Raw genomic sequence first — 20,545 nt, 5'->3', positions numbered from 1 at the left:
TTGGGACAATAGGGTATTTGCGTGGGGGTGATGTAGTGATATTTTTAGGTGATATCCGGGTTGGAACATAGCAGTTGAGGGCTGTATCATAAACTATGAATTATGAAGTTGGAACTAAAAAATCCAAATTTGGCTTCACAATTCATAATTTATTAGCTCTCAAACTGAAGTCAAGTTACATAACCAGTTTGAGTTTTGAGCTATTTTGTCCTAACTCAAAACTCAAAACTTCGCCAAATGAGCAGAGGTTTAAGCCATTTGATTTTCAATCGCCCAACGCGCTAGTTCAGTACGGTTGTGGAGATTGGTTTTACCCAACATATTGGAAACATGGCTTTCCACTGTACGCTGACTGACGTTTAATTCTTCAGCGATTTCCCGGTTAGCTAAACCCCTGGCTACAAACTGGACTACTTTCAGTTCGGTTGGGGTTAACTGTACATCGAAGGGAACCTGGATACGGGAACCGTTTTCCCCTCCCTTTGTCTGATGTTCTTTCCAACGGATGGTTTGCTTTAGTGAGGATTCTACTTGTGCTACGAGTTCTTCTGGTTCAAAGGGTTTGACCATATAGACATCAGCACCTTTGTTCAGACCTTTAACTCGGTCTGCACTTTGTCCCTTAGCGGAGAGGAAGAGAACGGGAATCCAACTTGTACGTTCATTTTGGCGTACTTGTTCCACAAAAGTGTACCCGTCCATTTCCGGCATCATCACGTCACAGATGATCATGTCTGGAACATCATGTTCTAAAATATCCAGAGCTTCTCGTCCATTTTCGGCCGTGATGACTTCGTATCCTCGGAATTCTAAGTAATCCTTCACCAGCAAGATGAGGTTAGGGTCATCATCAATCAATAGAAGTCGTTTGTGATCTTTCATGCTGGACTCTTTCATAGCAGTGGCACTTGTCGCGCTTCGATCCATCAAGGTCTTGATTAGTTATCCTCTATGGTGGATTATTGAGATGTTGTTGTTTTTCCCACTTAACTTGCCTTTGCTGCCTCGAAGTCTAAAAAGTGAAGGTCACTTTCAATCTTACTAGTAGCTAGATGGCAAAATTCCAGTAAGGATACGGAGAGCAATAGTATTTATAATGCGCTATTATATATCGCTTTGAAAGGGGGCGGGCTAAAAAACCTGATTAAACCTGATTAAATAATAATCTTTCTGGTTGACAAGTTCAGTATTTAGCTGAAGATGACCCTAGCTCAAAACTCACCCGCACTTTCATTCGCTTACTGCTGCTCTACTATATCCTTTGGATGTTAAGCCTCTATCAGAGGTTCACGAGAAACCGGGGAAGTTTCTGGCAAAGGATGGGTTAAAAAGGCTTATGCTTCCACCACCATTATGCCGATTAAGTGTTCTGGGATGATCCGCTCAATGACTTCCGGTTTTGTTTGGCTATACCAAACCCCATCTGGGTAAACTACCATTATCTGCCTAGAACAACAAACACGCAAGCAGTTGGTTTTAGTTCTGAAGATGCCAATGGGATGACTAACTAAGCAGCTGGCTAAGATGTGGCTCCTTAAGTCCCAGTTTTAAGCATTCCCAGGACTCTAGACTAGCTTGTTTTGTCCATAAGTGAGCAACTGTCTGTTCAGAACCAAGATAAAGCTGTTCGATGAAGGTTTGCCAGTCCTAGAGCTTTCACACAATGACTTAGGGCTTTAAGTTCCTTCCACAGCTTTAGTAGTTTTGGGGAGAGGACGGCAATTTTTGGACTTACTGTAATGTTACTCATTGAACGGTTCCCTGATTACAGTTCTATAACAATTTCCCCGCTTTGCAAATAAATGTTGTCCATATAAAAATATTCATTACTTACGCAACAGAACCAGACAACTATCACAATTAGGCATTTATGCTTAAGTACAGTTGCGAGCGCCCAGTTCGGAAACCCGTACACAAGGAATCGTTGCCATTGTATGCTGGCTTTCGGTAAATTAGCACTCAGGAGTTGAGAGTGCTAACAAGGCAAAAAAAATTTTATGGCAGCTGTATCTCTGACCGTTTCAACCGTTAAACCCCTGGGCGATCGCGTTTTTGTAAAAGTGACCGCCGCTGAAGAAAAGACCGCAGGTGGTCTGTATTTGCCCGACACCGCTAAGGAAAAGCCCCAAGTAGGCGAAGTTGTAGCCCTTGGTCCTGGCAAGCGTAATGACGACGGAAGCCGTCAAGAATTGGAAATCAAAGTTGGTGAGAAAGTGCTGTACTCCAAGTACGCTGGAACCGACGTTAAGCTCGGAACCGAAGAGTACGTACTGCTTTCTGAAAAAGATATTTTAGCAGTCGTCATGTAAATGGGTGATGAGGGGCATGAGGTATTGGGGACTGGGAAAAAGTTTTCACCAATTACCATTTACCAAATTCACCCATTACCAAATTCAAGACAAATTTTAACTTACTACCCGAATTTAGACTCTTATGGCAAAGCGCATTATCTATAACGAAAACGCCCGTCGCGCTCTAGAACGCGGTATTGATATCTTAGCTGAGGCTGTTGCTGTTACCCTCGGTCCTAAAGGTCGCAACGTAGTTCTAGAGAAGAAATTTGGCGCACCACAAATTGTGAATGATGGTGTTACCATCGCTAAAGAAATCGAATTAGAAGACCACATTGAAAACACAGGTGTGGCGCTAATTCGTCAAGCTGCTTCTAAAACAAATGACGCTGCGGGTGATGGAACAACCACCGCTACCGTTTTGGCTCATGCGATCGTTAAGGAAGGCTTGCGGAACGTTGCAGCCGGCGCTAATGCGATTTTGCTGAAGCGCGGTATTGACAAAGCTGCGGCTTTCTTAGTGGAAAAGATTGCTGAACACGCTCGTCCTGTAGAAGATTCTAAGGCGATCGCACAAGTTGCTTCCATCTCTGCTGGTAACGACGAAGAAGTCGGTCAGATGATTGCTCAAGCAATGGACAAAGTGGGTAAGGAAGGCGTAATTTCCCTAGAAGAAGGGAAGTCTATGACCACCGAACTCGAAATCACCGAAGGGATGCGCTTTGATAAAGGCTATATCTCTCCTTACTTTGCTACTGATGCAGAGCGGATGGAAACAGTCTTCGATGAGCCTTACATCTTGTTAACCGATAAGAAGATTGCTTTGGTACAAGACTTAGTACCTGTACTTGAGCAAGTAGCTCGTTCTGGTCGTCCTTTGGTGATTATCGCCGAAGATATCGAAAAAGAAGCTTTAGCAACCTTAGTAGTTAACCGTTTGCGCGGTGTACTCAACGTTGCAGCCGTTAAAGCTCCTGGTTTTGGCGATCGCCGTAAGGCTATGCTAGAAGATATTGCCGTCTTAACTGGTGGTCTACTCATCACCGAAGATGCAGGTTTGAAGCTGGATACCACCAAGCTAGATAGCCTGGGTAAAGCTCGCCGTATCACCATCACCAAAGACAGCACCACAATTGTAGCTGAAGGTAACGAAGCTCCAGTTAAGGCTCGTTGCGAACAAATTCGTCGTCAAATGGAAGAAACCGAATCTTCCTACGACAAGGAAAAACTACAAGAGCGTTTGGCTAAATTGTCTGGTGGTGTAGCTGTTGTGAAAGTTGGTGCAGCTACCGAAACCGAAATGAAAGACAAGAAGCTGCGCTTGGAAGATGCTATCAACGCTACCAAGGCTGCTGTAGAAGAAGGTATCGTCCCTGGTGGTGGTACAACTCTGGCTCACCTCGCTCCTCAATTGGAAGAGTGGGCTAAGGTTAACCTCAAGGATGAAGAGTTGACTGGTGCTTTAATTGTGGCTCGTGCTTTACCTGCACCTCTAAAGAGAATTGCAGAAAACGCCGGTCAGAATGGTGCTGTCATTGCTGAACGTGTAAAAGAGAAGGAATTCAACGTTGGTTTCAACGCTGCTACCAACGAATTCGTTGATATGTTGGAAGCTGGAATTGTTGATCCTGCTAAAGTAACCCGTTCTGCTCTGCAAAATGCGGCTTCTATTGCGGGAATGGTGTTGACAACCGAATGTATCGTAGTTGACAAACCTGAACCTAAGGATGGCGCTCCTGCTGCTGGTGCTGGTATGGGTGGCGGAGATTACGATTACTAAAATCTTTTCCTAGTTTGAATAATGGCCGCTTCCGTTGGGGGGCGGCTTTTTTTTGATTACTACTTTTTCAGGGCTATTGTAGCTGCTATCATAGGACTTATATGACTAAAGAATATTTAATTTATGTTGGCTCAGTTTTTCAGTTGGAGTGGTATTTTGATGAAAATGGTGAAAGCAAGGTTCAAGAGTATTTTAATAAATTAGATGAAAAACAACAATTAAGATTTTTATTTTTGGTAAAAAGAATTGGTGATTTTGGTCAAATAAGTAATAAAGAGCAATTTCGTAATGAAGGAGATAAAATTTACGCTTTTAAACCACAACCAGATCGATTTTTATGCTTCTTCTTTACTGGTCAAAAAATTATTGTTACCAATGCTTTTGAGAAAAAACAACAAAAATTACCAAAAAACCAGAAAGAAAAAGCTATTAACTATATGAATGATTATATTAAACGTAACCAAGAAGGAGCATATTATGAAGAAAATTGAACAGCTATCAACTCTTGATAGAATGATGCAAAACCCCGATTTTAAAGCTAAATTTGAAGCAGGATATCAGGAGTTTTTACTATCTGAATTGTTAATCTCTATTATGGAGAATGATCATATATCTATTGCTCAATTAGCCGAAGAAGTTAATATTTCTCCTGCTGTTATTCAAGATATTTGTTCTGGTCAGCAAAAGGATATGAAAATTAGTAATTTTTTACAGATAGTTAAATCTTGTGGTTATCGTCTTATTCTCGAAAAAGGAGAAGATCGTATTTCTTTAGTTGCGTAAATTTTAACTTCTCTATTAGAGGATGTTTTAAAAGTCATGCTGTAGCTTGCTTCCCGTAGGGTACGTAGCGCAGCGTACTGAAGCATCTCCGAGTAATCGCTCAAACCCTAGATTCTTTCCTTCGGAACGCTACGCGAACGTTCCACTTTGTTCCACATGGCTAACGCTCCCGTAAGGGATACAGAATGACAAATTATACCTTTCCGAACTTTTCAAACACCCTCTTAGAGTATTAGTTGGGTTAAATGGAATTAAGATCATAATCTGCCATTTTACCCAAAATACAATATATTGCCCAACACCGATATTATTTTGAGGAAGTTGAACCATGACTCAAATTATTAATAATCAATCTAATTATCAAAAATTACCCACAATTGTCAAAACTTTAATTGACAATAATCCTCTGTATCAAGAAAACTTAGATAGACAGGCAATGATCGAAAATATTAATAATACCTTTAATCCTGTCGCTGTTCCTGATGTTAATAGTATCTCTGAAGAAGAATTAACTAAACGGATTAAAAGAATTTTATCTTTACATCTTGTTTCAGGAATGCTCAATGATTTTACTCCAGAACAAATGCAAATGTTTGATGAATCTGTAAAACGTGGTGGTTAAATGGGTTATTTATTAGATACGAATATTGTTTCAGCATCACTAAAACAGAATGTCAAAATAAACTTAAAATTGCAAGAGGTAAGTAGTTTAGAAATAGAAATTTTGATTAGTGGCATAACTTATTATGAAGTTCAAAGAGGACTTTTAAGAAGCAATGCCACTAAAAAACTAGCTTGGTTTCAACAATTTTGCCAAGATTATCCCATTTTATTCTTAGATGATCTAAGAATTTTTCAAAAAGCGTCTGAAATTCATGCTGATTTAACAAACAGAGGAAAAATTATTCAGGATGCAGATATTTTGATAGCTGCTACTGCTATAATTCATAATTTAATTTTAGTTTCTCACGATTCTGATTTAACTAGAGTCAAAGATTTACAGTTAGAAAATTGGTTAATTTCTTAGTTAACTCTTGCCTAAAGCATTAGGAAATGTACAAATATATCCAAAAAATTAATAATGGCTTATAGTTTGATTTATTTTGTTTAACATACGTAAATATACGTTTGTTTATTTGTAATAATTATATTTAACTAGAATTTATAGATATTCTCACCGCTTCAGCGCCTGGAAGATGAAATTATCATTGGGTTATTTAAATTAATAAATATGGTGAAACTACGGTATGAAGGTTATAGCGAGGAAACTCCTACAAAATTTGTGCGTGAACAATTTGGAGATACCAATGTTTACGCCCAAAATGCTAAATCACTCCTCACAAAAGCGGCTGGGTTTATTGCTGCTTATGATTTTACTCTCAATCCTTATCGGGGTTGTCAATATGGTTGTAGTTATTGCTATGCTGCTGCATTTAGCCCTAATACTAAAATGCGTCAAGACTGGGGTAAATGGGTAATTTTTAAAGAAAATGCAGCGGAAGTCTTAGAAAAAGAATTAGAAAAATGGTATCGGAAAAATCCTAATCAGCCTCCTAGCATTTACATGAGTAGCGTCACAGATCCTTATCAACCTTTGGAGTCTAAACATCAATTAACTCGCAGGTTATTAGAGATAATGCTTGATGTGAGAGATAACGGTTATCCAACTCCAACTTTGGTAATTCAAACTCGCAGTCCTATTATTACAAGAGATATTGATTATTTACAAAGATTTCAACGTCTGCGAATTAATATGAGCATTCCCACTGGTAGCGAAGCTGTGAGAAGAGATTTTGAACCGCGTTCTCCTAGTATTAAAGCCAGATTAAATGCTATAGCTAAAATTAAACAAAGTATTGATAGTTTTAAAGGTTTTATTCCTAAAATTTCTATTACAATTACACCTCTATTACCAACTTTACTAATTGATGAAGATACTTTTATTAAGAAATTAGCTATTGCAGATAGAGTAGTAATTCAAGATTTTCACCCCAACAATAACCGTTCTCTTGTTGCAGGAACTCGTCAAGAAGCTGAAGAAATTAAACAAAAATATGCTTGGTGGTATGATTCTGAACAATTGAGTTATCAGAAATTTAAAGAAAAGTTAGTCTCTCAGCTTCCAGGTGTAGAAATCAAAGAAGGTAAAGACGGATTTGGTTATGAGTAATTTGATTATTAATTGGTGGAGAAGTCAGAAATTTAAATCAGCATTACAGCGTGGTGATACCCGAAGTGCTGTGCAAATTTTGCAGGAGATTAAAAAATCAGGTGCAAATTTTTCATGGTTAGAGAAATTATTTAGGGATAAGCTACAACTTGAACGTACTTTTCAAGAAAATAAACGAGATGCTGAAAATTTAAGAAAACAACTAACACAAGCAAAAGAATTAAAATCTAATCTGTTATTAAAGCCAGACACAGAATTTACTAAGTATATATATAAAGCTTTTAAATTAGTGCAACATGATGAATATAAACTACAAGCTACGGGAATTGATAAGCGTATATTTGAAGATTTTGAAATTAGACTAGTTGAATATCTTCAAGAAGAATTTAGTAAGATTTCTGACAAACAATTAGCGATTAAGTTAGAAGATGCTTTTGAGGATATTAATGGCTTAAAAATTGGACAAGATCCAGACTACCGTTTTAGTCTGACTCCTCATGTCTACTTTATGAAATATTTTTTAGACAATGTATATTGTCTATATTTAGCCTGGTTTCTTCTTTACCAAGATGGGTTACTTCCAACTAAATTTAATATTCTTGATATTGCAGCAGGACCAGGAACAAGTGCTTATGGATTAGCTTTATTTCTCCAAAGTTGTAGCGGCTTCTTTGAGATTCCCCAAATGCACGTATCTTACTATTCTTTAGAAAAACAAGATGCGTTCCAATATCGAGGACTTCAGTTTTGGAGAAGATATATTGAATCGCGTATTAGTCCCGTAAATACTTATTTTCGCTTTGTGACTGATGACATATTTACCTGGAATGAAAAATCTAATAATATCCCCAAAAAGTTTTTTGACTTTATAGTTATTTCCCATTGTTTTTTTAACGATACAGTTAAAAATCAGGAAGTAAATAAGATATATAAACAAATATTTGCTCAAAGTTTAAATAATCAAGGTTATGTACTGTTAATTGTGCAAGATAAAAAGTTATTTAAAATTTACAATACGCAGAAACTTGAAGATAAACAACAAGAAAGAAATTTAGTATGCAAATTTGTAGCAGAACTTGAATTAGAATTGGTTTGGTATAAGTATTTAACATCGACTGATTCTAGAGTATCTTTATCTGCTGCTGAATTTGCTAAATTTGCAAGAGAGAAATTACCTAAACAAGTGTATATGACTCCGATCATCCAAAAGTATTTTAGACAGAAATATGAGTCTAAATATACTTTAGATGATTATATAATCTTAGCTAACAAACCGTAGACAAAATTTCATCAGCCAAATTTATCTGAGGTGAAAGATTTCTTTCTGAAATTTTTACAAAATGTCTAATGTTAAATAAAATATAATTTTCATTTATATAAATGACACAGAAACCAGAAACAAAGCCAGGTTGGCATGGAAAATTTAACTTAGTCTATGCTAAACGCCAAGATTCCACCCAGTTAATTTACAACCATCATCAAGCGCCATTTAAGGTACAACGCCCCTTTTACCCAGAAGGACAGGAAGTTTGCCATAGCGTCATTTTACACACGGCTGGGGGGATCGTGGGGGGCGATCGCTTGTCATCTGATATCCACCTCGAAAACAATTCACACGCATTAATCACCACAGCCGCTGCTGGTAAGGTATATCGCAGTAACAGCTTACCCGCAAGACAAACCGTAAATATCCAAATTGATGCTAATGCTTGTTTAGAATATTTACCCCAAGAGACTATTTTATTCAACGGTGCTGTTTATCGCCAAGATTTAAAAGTAAAATTAGATACCAATTCTAGCTTTATCGGTTGGGAAATTACACGGTTGGGAAGGAGTGCGAGGGGAGAAAAGTTTTTAGAAGGAGAAATGCGATCGCACACCGAAATCTGGCAAAATGGTATTCCGCAATGGATTGATAGGCAAATCTTACCCGGTAGCGAAGAAGTATTTCACAGTCCCCACGGTTTAGCGGGATATCCTGTTGTTGGTAGTCTGGTTTGGGTAGGAAGTCCCGTTTCTACAGAAATTATTGAAAAAGCACGTTCTTTAACTATTCAAAATAATTTAACTGGTGTGAGTCGTCTGCAAAATGGATTTTTGTGTCGATATCGTGGTAATTCTACATCTGAAGTCAGAAACTGGTTTACAAATATTTGGCAAATGTTACGAGTATCTTTGCTAAATCGTGGTAATTGTATTCCCAGAGTATGGCAGATTTAAAATAACCGCAGAGGGGGAAAGAATGCAACTTACGCCGCAGGAAAAGGACAAATTATTAATTTTTACCGCTGCTTTAGTCGCAGAAAGACGAAAAAATAGAGGCTTGAAATTGAATTATCCAGAAGCGGTTGCTTTTATTTCTGCTGCAATTTTGGAAGGTGCAAGAGATGGACAAACGGTGGCAGAATTAATGAGTTATGGTACAACACTATTAACTCGTGATGATGTCATGGAAGGTATTCCAGAAATGATTCATGATGTACAAGTAGAAGCAACTTTTCCTGATGGAACAAAGTTAGTAACTGTGCATAATCCGATTAGATAATTTTCGCGCAAAGACGCAAAGGAGCAAAGTTATGATTCCAGGGGAAATAATCACAGCACCAGGGGAAATCGAATTAAATGCAGGTCGTCCAACCACCAAATTAATAGTAGCAAATACAGGAGACAGACCAATTCAAGTCGGCTCACATTTCCATTTTCACGAAGTCAACACAGCCCTACATCTCGACAGAGAAAAAGCACGAGGAATGCGATTAGATATCCCCGCAGGCACAGCCGTGAGATTTGAACCAGGAGACGAAAAAGAAATTACTTTAGTCCCCCTCGTTGGTAGTCGCCAAGTCTACGGTTTTAACAATAAAATTAACGGTTATCTATAGTTATGACAATTCAATGGGATAACGAACCGCCATTTTGGGAAGTTAAAGATGAAATTATATCTGTTACTTCCGGTGCAAAAACAGACTTTTGGAGAGAAACTCACTACGACTTTATTAGAGATAATGGACACTTCTTTTATCAACAAATTCATGGTGATTTTATTGTTGATGTTAAAGTCAGTGGCAACTATCAAGAATTGTATGACCAAGCTGGCTTGATGGTGCGTTTAGATGAATTTAATTGGTTGAAATGTGGGATTGAATTTGTCAATGGCGTGCAACAAGTTAGCGCCGTAGTTACACGTAATTATTCAGATTGGTCTATTTCTCCTTTACCACAAAATCCTACTGCAATTTGGGTGAGGGTAACTCGCCGTAGCACAGCAATTCAAGTTGATTATTCTCTTGATGGCACTGAGTATAAGATGCTGAGGTTAGCTTATTTAACTCCAGCAGAAACGGTGAAAGTAGGCGTGATGTGTGCTTCACCTGATGGTAATGGTTTTACTATGCAGTTTGAAAAATTCCAAATTCGCAGTTTGTGAGGAATAATTATGAGTTATAGAATGGATCGCCGCGCTTACTCTGAAACCTTTGGCCCCACAGTAGGCGATCGCATCAGACTAGCAGACACAGAATTATTTATTGAAGTAGAACAAGACTTCACCACATACGGCGACGAAGTGAAATTTGGTGGGGGAAAAGTCATCAGAGACGGAATGGGACAATCCCCCATTTCTAACGCCGATGGTGCAGTAGACTTAGTAATTACTAACGCCTTAATTCTCGATTGGTGGGGAATTGTCAAAGCCGATATTGGCATTAAAGACGGCAAAATTCACAAAATTGGTAAAGCGGGAAATCCCTATATTCAAGACAACATAGATATTATTATTGGCCCTGGAACCGAAGCTTTAGCAGGGGAAGGAATGATTCTCACGGCTGGGGGAATTGATTCTCACATTCATTTTATCTGTCCCCAACAAATTGAAGTAGCGATCGCATCTGGAATCACTACCATGATCGGTGGAGGAACAGGCCCAGCAACAGGTACAAACGCCACAACCTGCACTCCCGGACCTTGGAATATCTACCGAATGCTGCAAGCAGCCGACGCTTTTCCCGTCAATATCGGCTTTTTAGGCAAAGGTAACACCAGTCAACCCCAAGGACTCATAGAACAAATTCAAGCTGGTGCAATGGGGTTAAAACTCCATGAAGACTGGGGAACTACCCCCGCAACCATTGACACCTGTCTCACCGTTGCTGATGAATATGATGTGCAAGTTGCAATTCACACCGACACCCTCAACGAAGCCGGATTTGTTGAAGATACCATCGCGGCTTTTAAACATCGTGCTATTCACACCTACCACACCGAAGGCGCAGGGGGAGGACACGCACCCGATATCATCAAAGTCTGTGGACAAACCAACGTTTTACCATCTTCCACCAACCCTACCCGTCCTTATACCCTCAACACCCTAGATGAACACCTGGATATGTTGATGGTATGTCATCACTTAGACCCCGCAATTCCCGAAGATGTTGCTTTTGCTGAGTCCCGCATTCGTCGAGAAACCATTGCTGCTGAGGATATTCTGCACGATTTAGGTGCGTTTAGTATGATTGCTTCCGATTCCCAAGCGATGGGACGTGTCGGTGAAGTGATAATTCGGACTTGGCAGACATCACACAAAATGAAGGTACAACGCGGAAGCCTTGCTGGAGATACCAATGCAGACAATCTCCGAGCAAAAAGATATGTTGCTAAATATACAATTAACCCAGCAATTACTCATGGGATTTCTCAATATGTGGGGTCAGTGGAAGCGGGGAAATTAGCAGATTTATGTTTGTGGAAACCAGCGTTTTTTGGAGTGAAACCAGAAATCGTGATTAAAGGGGGAATGATTGCTTGGGCGCAAATGGGTGATGCGAATGCTAGTATTCCCACACCGCAACCTGTACACGCACGCCCGATGTTTGGTAGTTTTGCAGGTGCTAGGAACGCCACATCATTAACTTTTGTTTCTCAAGCCGCTTTAGAAAGAGACATTCCCCAACAATTAGGGTTACAAAAAACAGCAGTTGCAGTTTCGGGAACTCGGCAAATTAGTAAGCTGGATATGAAATTAAATGATGCTTTACCTCATATTGAAGTAGACCCAGAAACCTACGAAGTTCGCGCAGATGGAGAATTATTAACTTGTGAACCAGCAACGGTTTTACCAATGGCACAAAGATACTTTTTATTTTAGTTTATGACTGAACAATCTACTGATTATGATAGTCCTTGGAAAGAAATTATTGAACTTTATTTTGACAAGTTTTTAGAGTTTTTCTTTCCCTTAGCTTATGCAGAAATATACTGGAATCGTCCTTATCAATTTTAGTAAGGGCGAAGCATTCAGGTGATAAGCTATCCCTAAAAGCATTGATTTTCTGTCCGAATGCTTCGCCCCTACGGTTAGTTGATAAAGTTGCTAAAGTTTGGTTATTGAATGGGGAAGAAGCCTGGGTATTGATTCATGTGGAAGTGCAAGCTCAATATGACAGTGCATTTACAGAACGAATGTATACATATAATTACCGCTTGTTTGACCGTCATCAAAAGCGCGTAATTAGTTTGGCAGTTTTAGCAGATGAAGAACCAAACTGGCGACCTGACAGTTATAATTATCAATTAGGAGGGTTTAGAGTTTCCTATTGCTAAATTATTAGATTATGAACCATCCTGGTCTAGTCTAGAAACTAGCAAGAATTCTTTTGCTATCGTTGTCATGGCACATTTAAAGAGTAAAGCCACTAAACGCAGTCCTGAAAATAGGTTACAGTGGAAATTAAGTTTAGTAAGAATGCTCTCAGAAAGTGGTTTCAATCGGCAAGATATCAGACAATTATTTCGGTTTATTGATTGGATAATGGTTTTGCCTAAAGAACTGGCAATTAGTTTTAAAACTGAAATCAGAAGTTACGAAGAGGCAAGAAAAATGCGTTATGTAACTAGTATTGAAAGATTAGCAAAACAAGAAGGAATTGAGGAATGAATTGAAGAAGGTCGTCAAATAGGTATCGAACAAGGTATTGTGCAAATGGGAAGAGATAATCTCATTGAAGTCTTGGAAACAAGATTTGGTGAAGTACCAACATCTATCATTGATGCAGTGAATAATATGAATGATTCATCTGTGTTGAAAACATTGTTAAAAATAGCGATCGCAATTCCTTCCTTAGTAGAATTCCAGAAACTCTTAGATGGTAATACTTCTAGCGATTAAACTTGGAGGTAGTTTAGCTGCATTTCATCACATATCGCTATTTTTTAAACAATACAGAAATTAATACTCAGTCATTACAAATTGTGTAGCACATGACATACTTGAATCCATTTAGTGCTTAATCCATGAATTCAAAATCTCCTCGCACCGGCAAAATACTAGTTGTAGACGACTCCCCCGATAACATCTTTCTCGTCAAAACCATCTTAGAGGCAGAAGGTTATACAGTTAGCACCGCCGAAAGTGGTGCTGAAGCACTCGCAAAACTGCAAGCATCTCCATCTGACTTGGTATTACTAGATTTAATGATGCCAGAAATGGATGGCTATGAAGTCACCAGACGCATTCGTAGCGAGATAAACTTACAGCAATATATTCCCATACTATTAATTACAGCCCACGATTCTCCCAGCGTTGCTCAAGGCTTAGATTTGGGTGCGGATGACTTTATCCGCAAACCAGTCAGTATGGATGAATTGCTGGCCAGAGTGCGATCGCTCCTTCGACTCAAACATAGTATAGATGAACGTGATGAAATTGCCCGTCAGCGTCAAGATTTCGTTTCCCGTCTCACCCATGACTTACGCACTCCTTTAGTAGCCGCAGATCGGATGTTGATGCTATTACAGCAAGGTGCTTTGGGACAATTATCACCCCAAATACAAGAAGTAATTGTCATCATGGCGCGTAGCAACATCAACTTGCTAACTATGGTTAATACCTTATTAGAAGTTTACCGCTTTGAAGCAGGTCGCAAAACCCTAACTTTTCAACCTGTAAATATCAACCAATTACTCAAAGATGTATCAGCAGAACTAACACCCCTAGCTGAAGAAAAAGCACTGGCTATAAATCTGGACTTCTCTGATGATTCAACTCCAAAAACAGTCCTGGGTGATCGATTAGAATTACATCGTCTATTCACAAACTTGATAGGTAACGCCATCAAATTTACAGATTCTGGTTCAATTACAATCCGTCTTAATTATCAACCAGAACAAAATGTTATTGAAGTCGCAGATACAGGGTTTGGTATCCCCCCTGAAGACCAACCCACCTTATTTGAAAGATTTCGTCAAGGTAATCATAATCGGTCGGGTAGCGGCTTAGGACTTTATCTAGCACGCCGGATTGTCGAAGCACATGAAGGGACTATTCATGTCGCCTCAGAATTGGGACAAGGTAGCGTTTTCACTATCTGTTTACCAGCTAAAATAATTCGTAATTCGTAATTCGTAATTCGTAATTGTTAGACTCTGCCACTTTTAGAAATTCTTGACTTCAACACCCAGAATTAGTTAAAATATAAATTTTAGCTAATTGCTAATTTATAATATAAAATTTCCGAATTTTTGCATAAACGAAATGATTAGTGAATTATCAATTACTGAAAATATTCGCCAACAGCGTAACTACTTTTCTAAAGGTAAAACCAAAGAAATTAATTTCCGGTTGCAACAACTGACAATTCTCAGACAATTAATTATTGATAACGAACTTGCAATTATTCAAGCATTACAAGCAGATTTGCAAAAACCAGAACTGGAAGCTGTTACTTCCGAAATTATCTTAGCCTTAAAAGAAATTGAATTAGCAATTAAAAATCTGAGAAATTGGACTAAACCCAAAAAAGCAGCGATTCCTTGGCAATTATTACCCGCTTCAGCCCAAATTAAACCAGAACCATTGGGATTAGTTTTAATTATTGGTGCTTGGAACTATCCCTTTCAGTTAGTAATTTTACCTTTAATTGGTGCAATTGCTGCCGGAAATTGTGCAGTTATCAAACCTTCAGAAATTTCTACCCATACATCCCATCTTTTAGCTGAAATTATTTCTAAGTATTTTGATTCAGCTTATATTTCTATAATCGCAGGAGGTGTAGAAACAAGTCAACAACTATTAGCAGAAAAGTTTGATCATATATTTTTCACAGGTAGCCCTCATGTAGGTAAACTCGTCATGGCTGCTGCTGCTAAACATCTTACTCCTGTAACTCTAGAATTGGGTGGTAAAAATCCCTGTATCGTAGATACTGATATTCATTTTGAACATACTGCTAGACGTATTATTTGGGGTAAATTTATTAATGCTGGACAAACTTGTATTGCTCCTGATTATCTCTTAGTTAATAAAAAAATCAAAGATAAATTATTAACTAATCTTGAAAAATGTCTAAAAGAATTTTATGGTGATCATCCAGATAAAAGTCAAGATTATGCCAGAATTATCAATCAAAAGCATTTCGATAAATTGGTTGCTTTTCTAAAAAATGGTGAAATTGTCGTCGGGGGAGAAACTAAAGCACATGAATTATATATTGCACCAACATTAATCCAAAATGTCTCATTTACAGATTCGATTATGCAGGAAGAAATATTTGGACCCATCTTGCCTATAATTGAATATACAGATATTGAAGAAGCTATTAATTGGGTTAATTCTCAACCAAAACCCTTAGCCTTATATTTATTTTCTCAAAACGAATTTCTGCAACAGCAAGTTTTACAAGCAACTTCTTCCGGTGCAGTTTGTCTCAACGAAACAGTAATTCATTTTACTGTTCCATCTTTACCATTTGGTGGTGTAGGTAATAGTGGTATTGGTAGTTATCACGGTAAATCTAGTTTCGATACTTTTTCCCATTACAAAAGTATCTTGCAAAATCCCTTTTGGATAGATATAAAATTACGATATGCTCCCTACAAAGGCAAATTGTCAATATTAAGGCAACTTTTTAAGTTTTGATTCAAAATCTCATACAGTTCAGTTAAGCAATTTCTTTATTCTCTTTCTTATCTCTCTGTGTCCTCCGCGCCTCTGCGGTTCGCATTCAAAAAATGACTTTGAGAAAGAGTAATTGTCTTAATTAAACCGTATTTATCCTAAATCTAAAATCTAAAATCCAGAATTATTAGAATAACGTTCTTCAGCCCAAGGTTCACCCCGACGGTGATAACCATTCTTTTCCCAAAAACCTAATTCTTCCTCTGCTGAAAATTCTAACCCATTAATCCATTTACCACTTTTCCAAGCGTAAAGATGGGGAACAACTAACCGCATGGGTCCACCATGTTCTGAAGATAATGGTTTACCAAATAGTGTAACGGCAAAAAAGTTTTCTTTCCGCACAAAGTCTTGCAAATCAATATTTGTTGTATAGCCACCATAGCAGTGTTCCATGACATGGGCTGCTTTTGGATCTATTTCCAGCAAACTTATAAAATCTGTGACTTTAATTCCCGTCCACTTGATATCAAGTTTTGACCAATGGGTGACACAGTGAAAATCTGCTGTAAATTCATATTGAGGTAGTGCCAAAAAATCTGACATGGTAAACGTGGCAGGTTTTGCTAAACCCCAAATGCGAAATTCCCATTCCTCAATGCTGACTTGGGGAGTTTCACCATAAGTTAAGACAGGAAAACCTTTAGCTAAATGTTGACCAGGAGGAACACGATCGCTTTCTTCTTGATTTGGTTTGTGAAAAAATTTCATAAATTACCTTCTGGAAACCTCCGCTATAACGCAAAGCGTCTAGCGGTTAGTAGTTGATGCCATCAGGAAAGCAAAGAAAAAGCACTCCCATATACGCTGTTTGTGCTTTTCCTCAACGAGAGATTATGACTCTTCTTCTTCTTCTTCAGCAACTGGATAGACGAATCTAGAACGTCCAGACAAAATTGATTTGCCGAGAGAGAGGGCTTTCTGAGCTTCAACAACAGCCTTATGTGTCCAGGTAGCGCGGCGTTTGTCTCGTTTGGATTTGGACGTTTTCTTCTTTGGAACAGCCATGATAGCGGATATCGTGATTATTGACAACCTTTTTATTCTAGGCCATCAATTGACATTAGCAATGACAGAGAGTTGAATTTTCAGAGATGTCTAAATAGAACAGGACTCACGCACTGAAACGGAAAACTGTCATTCTGAGCGCAGCGAAGAATCTCTCCATAACTTGAAACGCCTATTCTACCGTTCTCAACTTGGCTGAGTGCATAAGTTCTATAGAAGATGAGCTTTTTATCGTTATGGTTGTGTAGGTTCGTTAACTTTGGGAGGGGTAGCTGTGGCTGGAGGGACGACAGCAGGAGTAGGATCGGGAATTGCTGTCTGTGTTTCAAAGAAAAGTAGCGATCGCGCTGTTTTGAAGTAAGTCACCCAACGTTGGGGATCAGGACGCTGTTTCCATTGCAAACGACTGACATCTAAGGCTATAACTGGGGCGATAGCTCCATAATTTTGTACGGAGACAATTATGGAAACATCTGTTACTAAGATATCTTGGTCAAAACTGCGTTGAGCCGCTGCCCTAGCTGCTGCTTCTGCTCTTCTGAGAACGGTTTCGTAGTTTTCCTCTGGTAGTCTGTCAATGGCTAAATCAACTCTGGCTGTGTAAGCTTGCACAATTTGAGGTGCGATCGCTTCTGTAGCCAACCAGAGAGGAACCGCTAAGAATAGGAAGACTCCAGCTTGAATTATCCGGATTTTCCTGCCAAATTGGCCAATAAATGAAAAGGGAATGAATGATGATGGTTGTTGAGTGTAAATCCTGTTCATAAACTTGTCGCCCTCCTGAATGATGACTGAGCATTTTCAACGAATGCAAGTATTTTCCGAAATTTCAACGTCATAAGAACTACATTATATCTAGGAATTAGTGGAAACCCACCTAGACTATAAAACATAGGTTAGCTTTGTTTTTCAGCAAGGCCAACCGCAATTTTCAGCAAACAACAACCGACAAAGAGCGGGATGGCAAATTACTGGGCGATCGCTATTGGCATCAATCAATATGAATTATTTCAACCTTTAAGCTGCGCTCAAGCCGATGCTGAGGCATTACATGATTTTTTGTTGACAGAAGCAGGTTTACTTCCCCAAAACTGCCTGCTGATGACCAATACTTCACCACCAATAGGGGAAAAAACTTCCTATCCAACTAAAGATCATATTCTGTCTTTGCTGGAGGAATTAGCAGCAACATCTTGGCAACCAGAAGACCATCTATGGTTATTCTTCAGCGGTTATGGAGTCAACCATAACGACAAAGATTACTTAATGCCGGTGGCAGGAAACCCAGATATGGTTTCAGAAACTGGACTAGAAGTGCGATCGCTGATGCAAAGTCTCCAAGTTGCCCAACTGAATGTATTACTCATTTTCGATATCAACCGCGCCTTTGGGACACAAGCAGATGCTCCTGTTGGTCAAGAAATTCTCGACATGGCCAAAGAATTACAAATGGCGGTCATGCTGTCTTGTCAACCAGAAGAATTTTCCCACGAAAGTAGCGAACTAGGTCACGGATTCTTTACAGCAGCTTTATTAGAAGCTTTACGTGCTGGCAAAGGTGGCAACTTAACAGATTTAGAAAGCTATGTCAGTTCCCTCACTCCAGAACTTTGTCAACACCACTGGCGACCTATTCAAAACCCAGCAACTGTCATTCCATCCCATCAGCAAGCCATTTTGCCTATCTTGGAATTAGACAGTGAATCAGAAACACAGCAACTGATTTTTCCTGAAGAAAACTTTGCTGTTGCTCTCACTGCTCCCCCATTAGCAGACAATAAATCTAAAAATTCGACTACAGATAAAGCTTGGTGGGCAGAAAAGAAAAGCGTAGAAACTACCCTCAACAAGACTTCTTCCAATGCAGACGAATCAGTCGGCACCTTACCTGTAGACGGTAATCAAATTCTGGCTACTTCCCCAGAATTAAACACAGGAGCTAGGTTTATTCCCTCTGCTGCCAAAGACTACGCTACACCTTCAATTCACGAAAATACCCCCATTTGGAAACAATTTATCTTATGGGGCGGAGGCAGCATGATTATAGTAGGTTTAATCGCTACCTTTGTTCTCAACAATCAGGCTAGTTTTCGCTTCAAAAAGTTCTCAACAACCGTAAATAATACTACTAGCGACTCCCAATTTTCCAAGAGTTTCCCCCCTGTTACCCCAACTGTAGAACCAATAAAACCAGCCAGGCTCCCCATTGTGGATTCCCAAAAGCGTAACCAAGCAATCTTAGAGCTAGGTAAAATGTCTTTGAGCGCAACTAAAGCTAGTGATTTGAGTCAAGCGATCGCATCGACTAAAAAAATTAAGCCCGGTGAACCTCTTTATCAACAAGCTCAGGAGAATATTCAGATTTGGAATCAGTTGATTTTAGAGTTAGCCGAGGAACGCGCTCAACAAAGAGAATATAGCGATGCGATCGCTGCTGCTGAGTTAATTACCAAAGACGAGTTGCTATATCCCCAAGCACAATCTGCGATCGCAAAATGGCGACTAGAAATCAAGCGGTATGTAAGTAACAAAACTTTGTTAGATGCTGCTAATGCCTTGATTCAACCCGGACAGGCATCAACCTACAATCGAGCCATCGAAGTTGCCAAGCGAGTACCACCAGGGCAACCAGGCTTTGAAATTGCCCAAACATCAATCAATCAATGGAGTGAAAAAATTTTAGATTTAGCTAAAAATCGCGCCGCTCAAGGAGAACTCAGCACCGCCATTGAAACCGCTACTTTAGTTCCAGAGATAACACCCGCTTACGAAGACGCTCAGGATGCTATTCAAAAATGGCAAGTAAAAAAAAATTAGTTATTGCTAATGGGTAATTGCTAATGGGTAATTAGTAAAGAGTCCAGAGTTAACAGGAACTGTAATCAACTCTGGACTCTCTACTTTTTACTCGGTACTCGGTACTCGGTACTCAATTAGCAGTACTGTGAAATATCTTCGCCGCATTCATCGGCCAGATAGCACATGGCTCGAAATCTTAGACCTACCACTTCTTCATACAAAGGATTGAGTTTACACATTGGGGGTATGTGAAACATGACTTTACCGAAAAATTTGACATCACGTTCAAAAGGACATTGAGCCGGAATGAATTTACACAACCGATGAGCAAGTTGGCGATCGCTAACTTTTAAGTCATCTAACCAATTTCGCAAAGGACGGATAAATTTCCAATGAGACTCGACGGAATGGGAAGCCTGTAACTGGGTAACATCAGCCTTATTACTCTCTGCTTGATGAACCGATACCCAGCTTGATAAAAAAATCTTTTTCGTGGTACTTTCAAATACTTTATTCATGGTTACTCCTCTCTTTTTATGAGGGTATTCACCTTACTGATGAATATACAATATGACAATCACGGTAGCCGGGGGAATAGTATTCTGACGGAAATTTTGTAAAAAGTGTGAGTAGCCACTTAAAGTCAGAACTTATGTATTACTACGTCAAGTTAAACGCAATTTCCCGAAAATGGGTAGTCCAGTCATTCAATCTTTTTGATAACTTGACACAATTCACATTTTAATGAAGACCTCTACCTTTGG

The 20,545-nt window shown here is 39.0% G+C and carries 25 protein-coding genes; 20 read left to right on the top strand and 5 right to left on the bottom strand.

The features are described from left to right. Window positions 1–249: 249 nt before the first annotated feature. Window positions 250–927, bottom strand: a complete 678-nt coding sequence (locus tag ACSQ6I_RS12305) for a response regulator transcription factor (protein ID WP_015217478.1) — start codon at window positions 925–927, stop codon at window positions 250–252. A gap of 1,070 nt (window positions 928–1,997) precedes the next feature. Here ACSQ6I_RS12305 and groES point away from each other — a divergent pair. The 19 genes from groES (at window position 1,998) to ACSQ6I_RS12210 (ending at window position 15,935) form a co-directional block, all read left to right on the top strand. Further along, a complete protein-coding gene (gene groES, locus ACSQ6I_RS12300) occupies window positions 1,998–2,309 on the top strand; it encodes a co-chaperone GroES (protein WP_323311627.1) in 312 nt (103 codons plus the stop codon). A 124-nt stretch (window positions 2,310–2,433) separates the two neighbouring features. Then, window positions 2,434–4,071, top strand: coding sequence for a chaperonin GroEL (gene groL, locus ACSQ6I_RS12295; RefSeq protein WP_438890610.1), 1,638 nt, complete (start codon window positions 2,434–2,436; stop codon window positions 4,069–4,071). 101 nt (window positions 4,072–4,172) lie between these two features. Then, complete coding sequence (locus ACSQ6I_RS12290) at window positions 4,173–4,562, top strand: type II toxin-antitoxin system RelE/ParE family toxin (protein WP_438890609.1); 390 nt, start codon at window positions 4,173–4,175, stop codon at window positions 4,560–4,562. Beyond that, entirely contained in the window at window positions 4,549–4,854 is a 306-nt protein-coding gene (locus tag ACSQ6I_RS12285; protein WP_438890608.1) for a helix-turn-helix domain-containing protein, read from the top strand. The genes ACSQ6I_RS12290 and ACSQ6I_RS12285 overlap by 14 nt, the downstream gene beginning before the upstream one ends. 328 nt (window positions 4,855–5,182) lie before the next feature. Further along, complete coding sequence (locus tag ACSQ6I_RS12280) at window positions 5,183–5,476, top strand: hypothetical protein (RefSeq protein WP_438890607.1); 294 nt, start codon at window positions 5,183–5,185, stop codon at window positions 5,474–5,476. Beyond that, window positions 5,477–5,881 (top strand): PIN domain-containing protein, encoded by a 405-nt coding sequence (locus ACSQ6I_RS12275; RefSeq protein ID WP_438890606.1) that lies wholly within the window; start codon window positions 5,477–5,479, stop codon window positions 5,879–5,881. Window positions 5,882–6,085: 204 nt separating this feature from the next. Then, window positions 6,086–7,024, top strand: coding sequence for an SPL family radical SAM protein (locus ACSQ6I_RS12270; RefSeq protein ID WP_438890605.1), 939 nt, complete (start codon window positions 6,086–6,088; stop codon window positions 7,022–7,024). Then, complete coding sequence (locus tag ACSQ6I_RS12265; protein ID WP_438890604.1) at window positions 7,017–8,303, top strand: photosystem II assembly protein; 1,287 nt, start codon at window positions 7,017–7,019, stop codon at window positions 8,301–8,303. Before ACSQ6I_RS12270 ends, ACSQ6I_RS12265 begins: the two co-directional genes overlap by 8 nt. A gap of 101 nt (window positions 8,304–8,404) precedes the next feature. After that, window positions 8,405–9,244 carry an urease accessory protein UreD gene (locus tag ACSQ6I_RS12260; protein WP_438890603.1) on the top strand — a complete coding sequence of 280 codons (840 nt, stop codon included), beginning with the start codon at window positions 8,405–8,407 and terminating at the stop codon, window positions 9,242–9,244. Window positions 9,245–9,266: 22 nt separating this feature from the next. Beyond that, window positions 9,267–9,569, top strand: a complete 303-nt coding sequence (gene ureA / locus ACSQ6I_RS12255) for an urease subunit gamma (protein ID WP_323311928.1) — start codon at window positions 9,267–9,269, stop codon at window positions 9,567–9,569. A 31-nt stretch (window positions 9,570–9,600) separates the two neighbouring features. Next, entirely contained in the window at window positions 9,601–9,906 is a 306-nt protein-coding gene (locus ACSQ6I_RS12250) for an urease subunit beta (protein WP_438890602.1), read from the top strand. Window positions 9,907–9,908: 2 nt separating this feature from the next. Next, on the top strand, window positions 9,909–10,451 hold the full coding sequence (locus ACSQ6I_RS12245; RefSeq protein WP_438890601.1) for a DUF1349 domain-containing protein: 543 nt from the start codon (window positions 9,909–9,911) through the stop codon (window positions 10,449–10,451). Window positions 10,452–10,460: 9 nt separating this feature from the next. Continuing rightward, window positions 10,461–12,167: an urease subunit alpha gene (gene ureC, locus ACSQ6I_RS12240; protein ID WP_438890600.1), complete on the top strand. Its 1,707-nt coding sequence runs from the start codon at window positions 10,461–10,463 to the stop codon at window positions 12,165–12,167. 3 nt (window positions 12,168–12,170) lie between these two features. After that, window positions 12,171–12,302, top strand: coding sequence for a hypothetical protein (locus ACSQ6I_RS12235; protein ID WP_438890599.1), 132 nt, complete (start codon window positions 12,171–12,173; stop codon window positions 12,300–12,302). A 41-nt stretch (window positions 12,303–12,343) separates the two neighbouring features. Beyond that, a complete protein-coding gene (locus tag ACSQ6I_RS12230) occupies window positions 12,344–12,622 on the top strand; it encodes a hypothetical protein (protein ID WP_438890598.1) in 279 nt (92 codons plus the stop codon). Window positions 12,623–12,689: 67 nt separating this feature from the next. Further along, entirely contained in the window at window positions 12,690–12,956 is a 267-nt protein-coding gene (locus ACSQ6I_RS12225) for a hypothetical protein (RefSeq protein WP_438890597.1), read from the top strand. A 45-nt stretch (window positions 12,957–13,001) separates the two neighbouring features. Continuing rightward, a complete protein-coding gene (locus ACSQ6I_RS12220; protein WP_438890596.1) occupies window positions 13,002–13,187 on the top strand; it encodes a hypothetical protein in 186 nt (61 codons plus the stop codon). A gap of 125 nt (window positions 13,188–13,312) precedes the next feature. Then, window positions 13,313–14,419 carry a sensor histidine kinase gene (locus ACSQ6I_RS12215; protein ID WP_438890595.1) on the top strand — a complete coding sequence of 369 codons (1,107 nt, stop codon included), beginning with the start codon at window positions 13,313–13,315 and terminating at the stop codon, window positions 14,417–14,419. Window positions 14,420–14,552: 133 nt separating this feature from the next. Beyond that, window positions 14,553–15,935 (top strand): aldehyde dehydrogenase, encoded by a 1,383-nt coding sequence (locus ACSQ6I_RS12210; protein WP_438890594.1) that lies wholly within the window; start codon window positions 14,553–14,555, stop codon window positions 15,933–15,935. Window positions 15,936–16,085: 150 nt separating this feature from the next. On the opposite strand, the gene ACSQ6I_RS12205 is transcribed toward ACSQ6I_RS12210, so the two are convergent. The 3 genes from ACSQ6I_RS12205 to ACSQ6I_RS12195 all read right to left on the bottom strand — a co-directional run bounded on the left by ACSQ6I_RS12205 (window position 16,086) and on the right by ACSQ6I_RS12195 (window position 17,747). After that, window positions 16,086–16,685 carry a sulfite oxidase-like oxidoreductase gene (locus ACSQ6I_RS12205; protein WP_438890593.1) on the bottom strand — a complete coding sequence of 200 codons (600 nt, stop codon included), beginning with the start codon at window positions 16,683–16,685 and terminating at the stop codon, window positions 16,086–16,088. Between the two features lie 123 nt (window positions 16,686–16,808). Then, window positions 16,809–16,982, bottom strand: coding sequence for a 50S ribosomal protein L32 (gene rpmF, locus ACSQ6I_RS12200; protein ID WP_438890592.1), 174 nt, complete (start codon window positions 16,980–16,982; stop codon window positions 16,809–16,811). 234 nt (window positions 16,983–17,216) lie between these two features. After that, window positions 17,217–17,747 carry a hypothetical protein gene (locus tag ACSQ6I_RS12195; RefSeq protein ID WP_438890591.1) on the bottom strand — a complete coding sequence of 177 codons (531 nt, stop codon included), beginning with the start codon at window positions 17,745–17,747 and terminating at the stop codon, window positions 17,217–17,219. Between the two features lie 195 nt (window positions 17,748–17,942). Here ACSQ6I_RS12195 and ACSQ6I_RS12190 point away from each other — a divergent pair, with 195 nt between their 5' ends. Next, the gene (locus ACSQ6I_RS12190; protein ID WP_438890590.1) at window positions 17,943–19,799 is read left to right on the top strand and encodes a caspase family protein; all 1,857 of its coding nucleotides are present in this window, start codon (window positions 17,943–17,945) and stop codon (window positions 19,797–19,799) included. 116 nt (window positions 19,800–19,915) lie between these two features. Here ACSQ6I_RS12190 and ACSQ6I_RS12185 read toward each other — a convergent pair whose 3' ends face one another. Continuing rightward, window positions 19,916–20,299 carry a Mo-dependent nitrogenase C-terminal domain-containing protein gene (locus tag ACSQ6I_RS12185; protein ID WP_438890589.1) on the bottom strand — a complete coding sequence of 128 codons (384 nt, stop codon included), beginning with the start codon at window positions 20,297–20,299 and terminating at the stop codon, window positions 19,916–19,918. Window positions 20,300–20,545 lie beyond the last annotated feature (246 nt).

It is taken from the genome of Anabaena sp. WFMT, from assembly GCF_051781005.1.
Lineage (GTDB): Bacteria > Cyanobacteriota > Cyanobacteriia > Cyanobacteriales > Nostocaceae > Anabaena.
This window is presented reverse-complemented; position numbering and strand designations above follow the sequence as displayed.

Excerpts from the sequence above, each read along its gene's own strand:
- ACSQ6I_RS12305 (WP_015217478.1), bottom strand. The coding sequence starts at position 927 with ATGGATCGAAGCGCGACAAGTGCCACTGCTATGAAAGAGTCCAGCATG.
- groES (WP_323311627.1), top strand. The coding sequence starts at position 1,998 with ATGGCAGCTGTATCTCTGACCGTTTCAACCGTTAAACCCCTGGGCGAT.
- groL (WP_438890610.1), top strand. The coding sequence starts at position 2,434 with ATGGCAAAGCGCATTATCTATAACGAAAACGCCCGTCGCGCTCTAGAA.
- ACSQ6I_RS12290 (WP_438890609.1), top strand. The coding sequence starts at position 4,173 with ATGACTAAAGAATATTTAATTTATGTTGGCTCAGTTTTTCAGTTGGAG.
- ACSQ6I_RS12285 (WP_438890608.1), top strand. The coding sequence starts at position 4,549 with ATGAAGAAAATTGAACAGCTATCAACTCTTGATAGAATGATGCAAAAC.
- ACSQ6I_RS12280 (WP_438890607.1), top strand. The coding sequence starts at position 5,183 with ATGACTCAAATTATTAATAATCAATCTAATTATCAAAAATTACCCACA.
- ACSQ6I_RS12275 (WP_438890606.1), top strand. The coding sequence starts at position 5,477 with ATGGGTTATTTATTAGATACGAATATTGTTTCAGCATCACTAAAACAG.
- ACSQ6I_RS12270 (WP_438890605.1), top strand. The coding sequence starts at position 6,086 with ATGGTGAAACTACGGTATGAAGGTTATAGCGAGGAAACTCCTACAAAA.
- ACSQ6I_RS12265 (WP_438890604.1), top strand. The coding sequence starts at position 7,017 with ATGAGTAATTTGATTATTAATTGGTGGAGAAGTCAGAAATTTAAATCA.
- ACSQ6I_RS12260 (WP_438890603.1), top strand. The coding sequence starts at position 8,405 with ATGACACAGAAACCAGAAACAAAGCCAGGTTGGCATGGAAAATTTAAC.
- ureA (WP_323311928.1), top strand. The coding sequence starts at position 9,267 with ATGCAACTTACGCCGCAGGAAAAGGACAAATTATTAATTTTTACCGCT.
- ACSQ6I_RS12250 (WP_438890602.1), top strand. The coding sequence starts at position 9,601 with ATGATTCCAGGGGAAATAATCACAGCACCAGGGGAAATCGAATTAAAT.
- ACSQ6I_RS12245 (WP_438890601.1), top strand. The coding sequence starts at position 9,909 with ATGACAATTCAATGGGATAACGAACCGCCATTTTGGGAAGTTAAAGAT.
- ureC (WP_438890600.1), top strand. The coding sequence starts at position 10,461 with ATGAGTTATAGAATGGATCGCCGCGCTTACTCTGAAACCTTTGGCCCC.
- ACSQ6I_RS12235 (WP_438890599.1), top strand. The coding sequence starts at position 12,171 with ATGACTGAACAATCTACTGATTATGATAGTCCTTGGAAAGAAATTATT.
- ACSQ6I_RS12225 (WP_438890597.1), top strand. The coding sequence starts at position 12,690 with ATGGCACATTTAAAGAGTAAAGCCACTAAACGCAGTCCTGAAAATAGG.
- ACSQ6I_RS12220 (WP_438890596.1), top strand. The coding sequence starts at position 13,002 with ATGGGAAGAGATAATCTCATTGAAGTCTTGGAAACAAGATTTGGTGAA.
- ACSQ6I_RS12215 (WP_438890595.1), top strand. The coding sequence starts at position 13,313 with ATGAATTCAAAATCTCCTCGCACCGGCAAAATACTAGTTGTAGACGAC.
- ACSQ6I_RS12210 (WP_438890594.1), top strand. The coding sequence starts at position 14,553 with ATGATTAGTGAATTATCAATTACTGAAAATATTCGCCAACAGCGTAAC.
- ACSQ6I_RS12205 (WP_438890593.1), bottom strand. The coding sequence starts at position 16,685 with ATGAAATTTTTTCACAAACCAAATCAAGAAGAAAGCGATCGTGTTCCT.
- rpmF (WP_438890592.1), bottom strand. The coding sequence starts at position 16,982 with ATGGCTGTTCCAAAGAAGAAAACGTCCAAATCCAAACGAGACAAACGC.
- ACSQ6I_RS12195 (WP_438890591.1), bottom strand. The coding sequence starts at position 17,747 with ATGAACAGGATTTACACTCAACAACCATCATCATTCATTCCCTTTTCA.
- ACSQ6I_RS12190 (WP_438890590.1), top strand. The coding sequence starts at position 17,943 with ATGGCAAATTACTGGGCGATCGCTATTGGCATCAATCAATATGAATTA.
- ACSQ6I_RS12185 (WP_438890589.1), bottom strand. The coding sequence starts at position 20,299 with ATGAATAAAGTATTTGAAAGTACCACGAAAAAGATTTTTTTATCAAGC.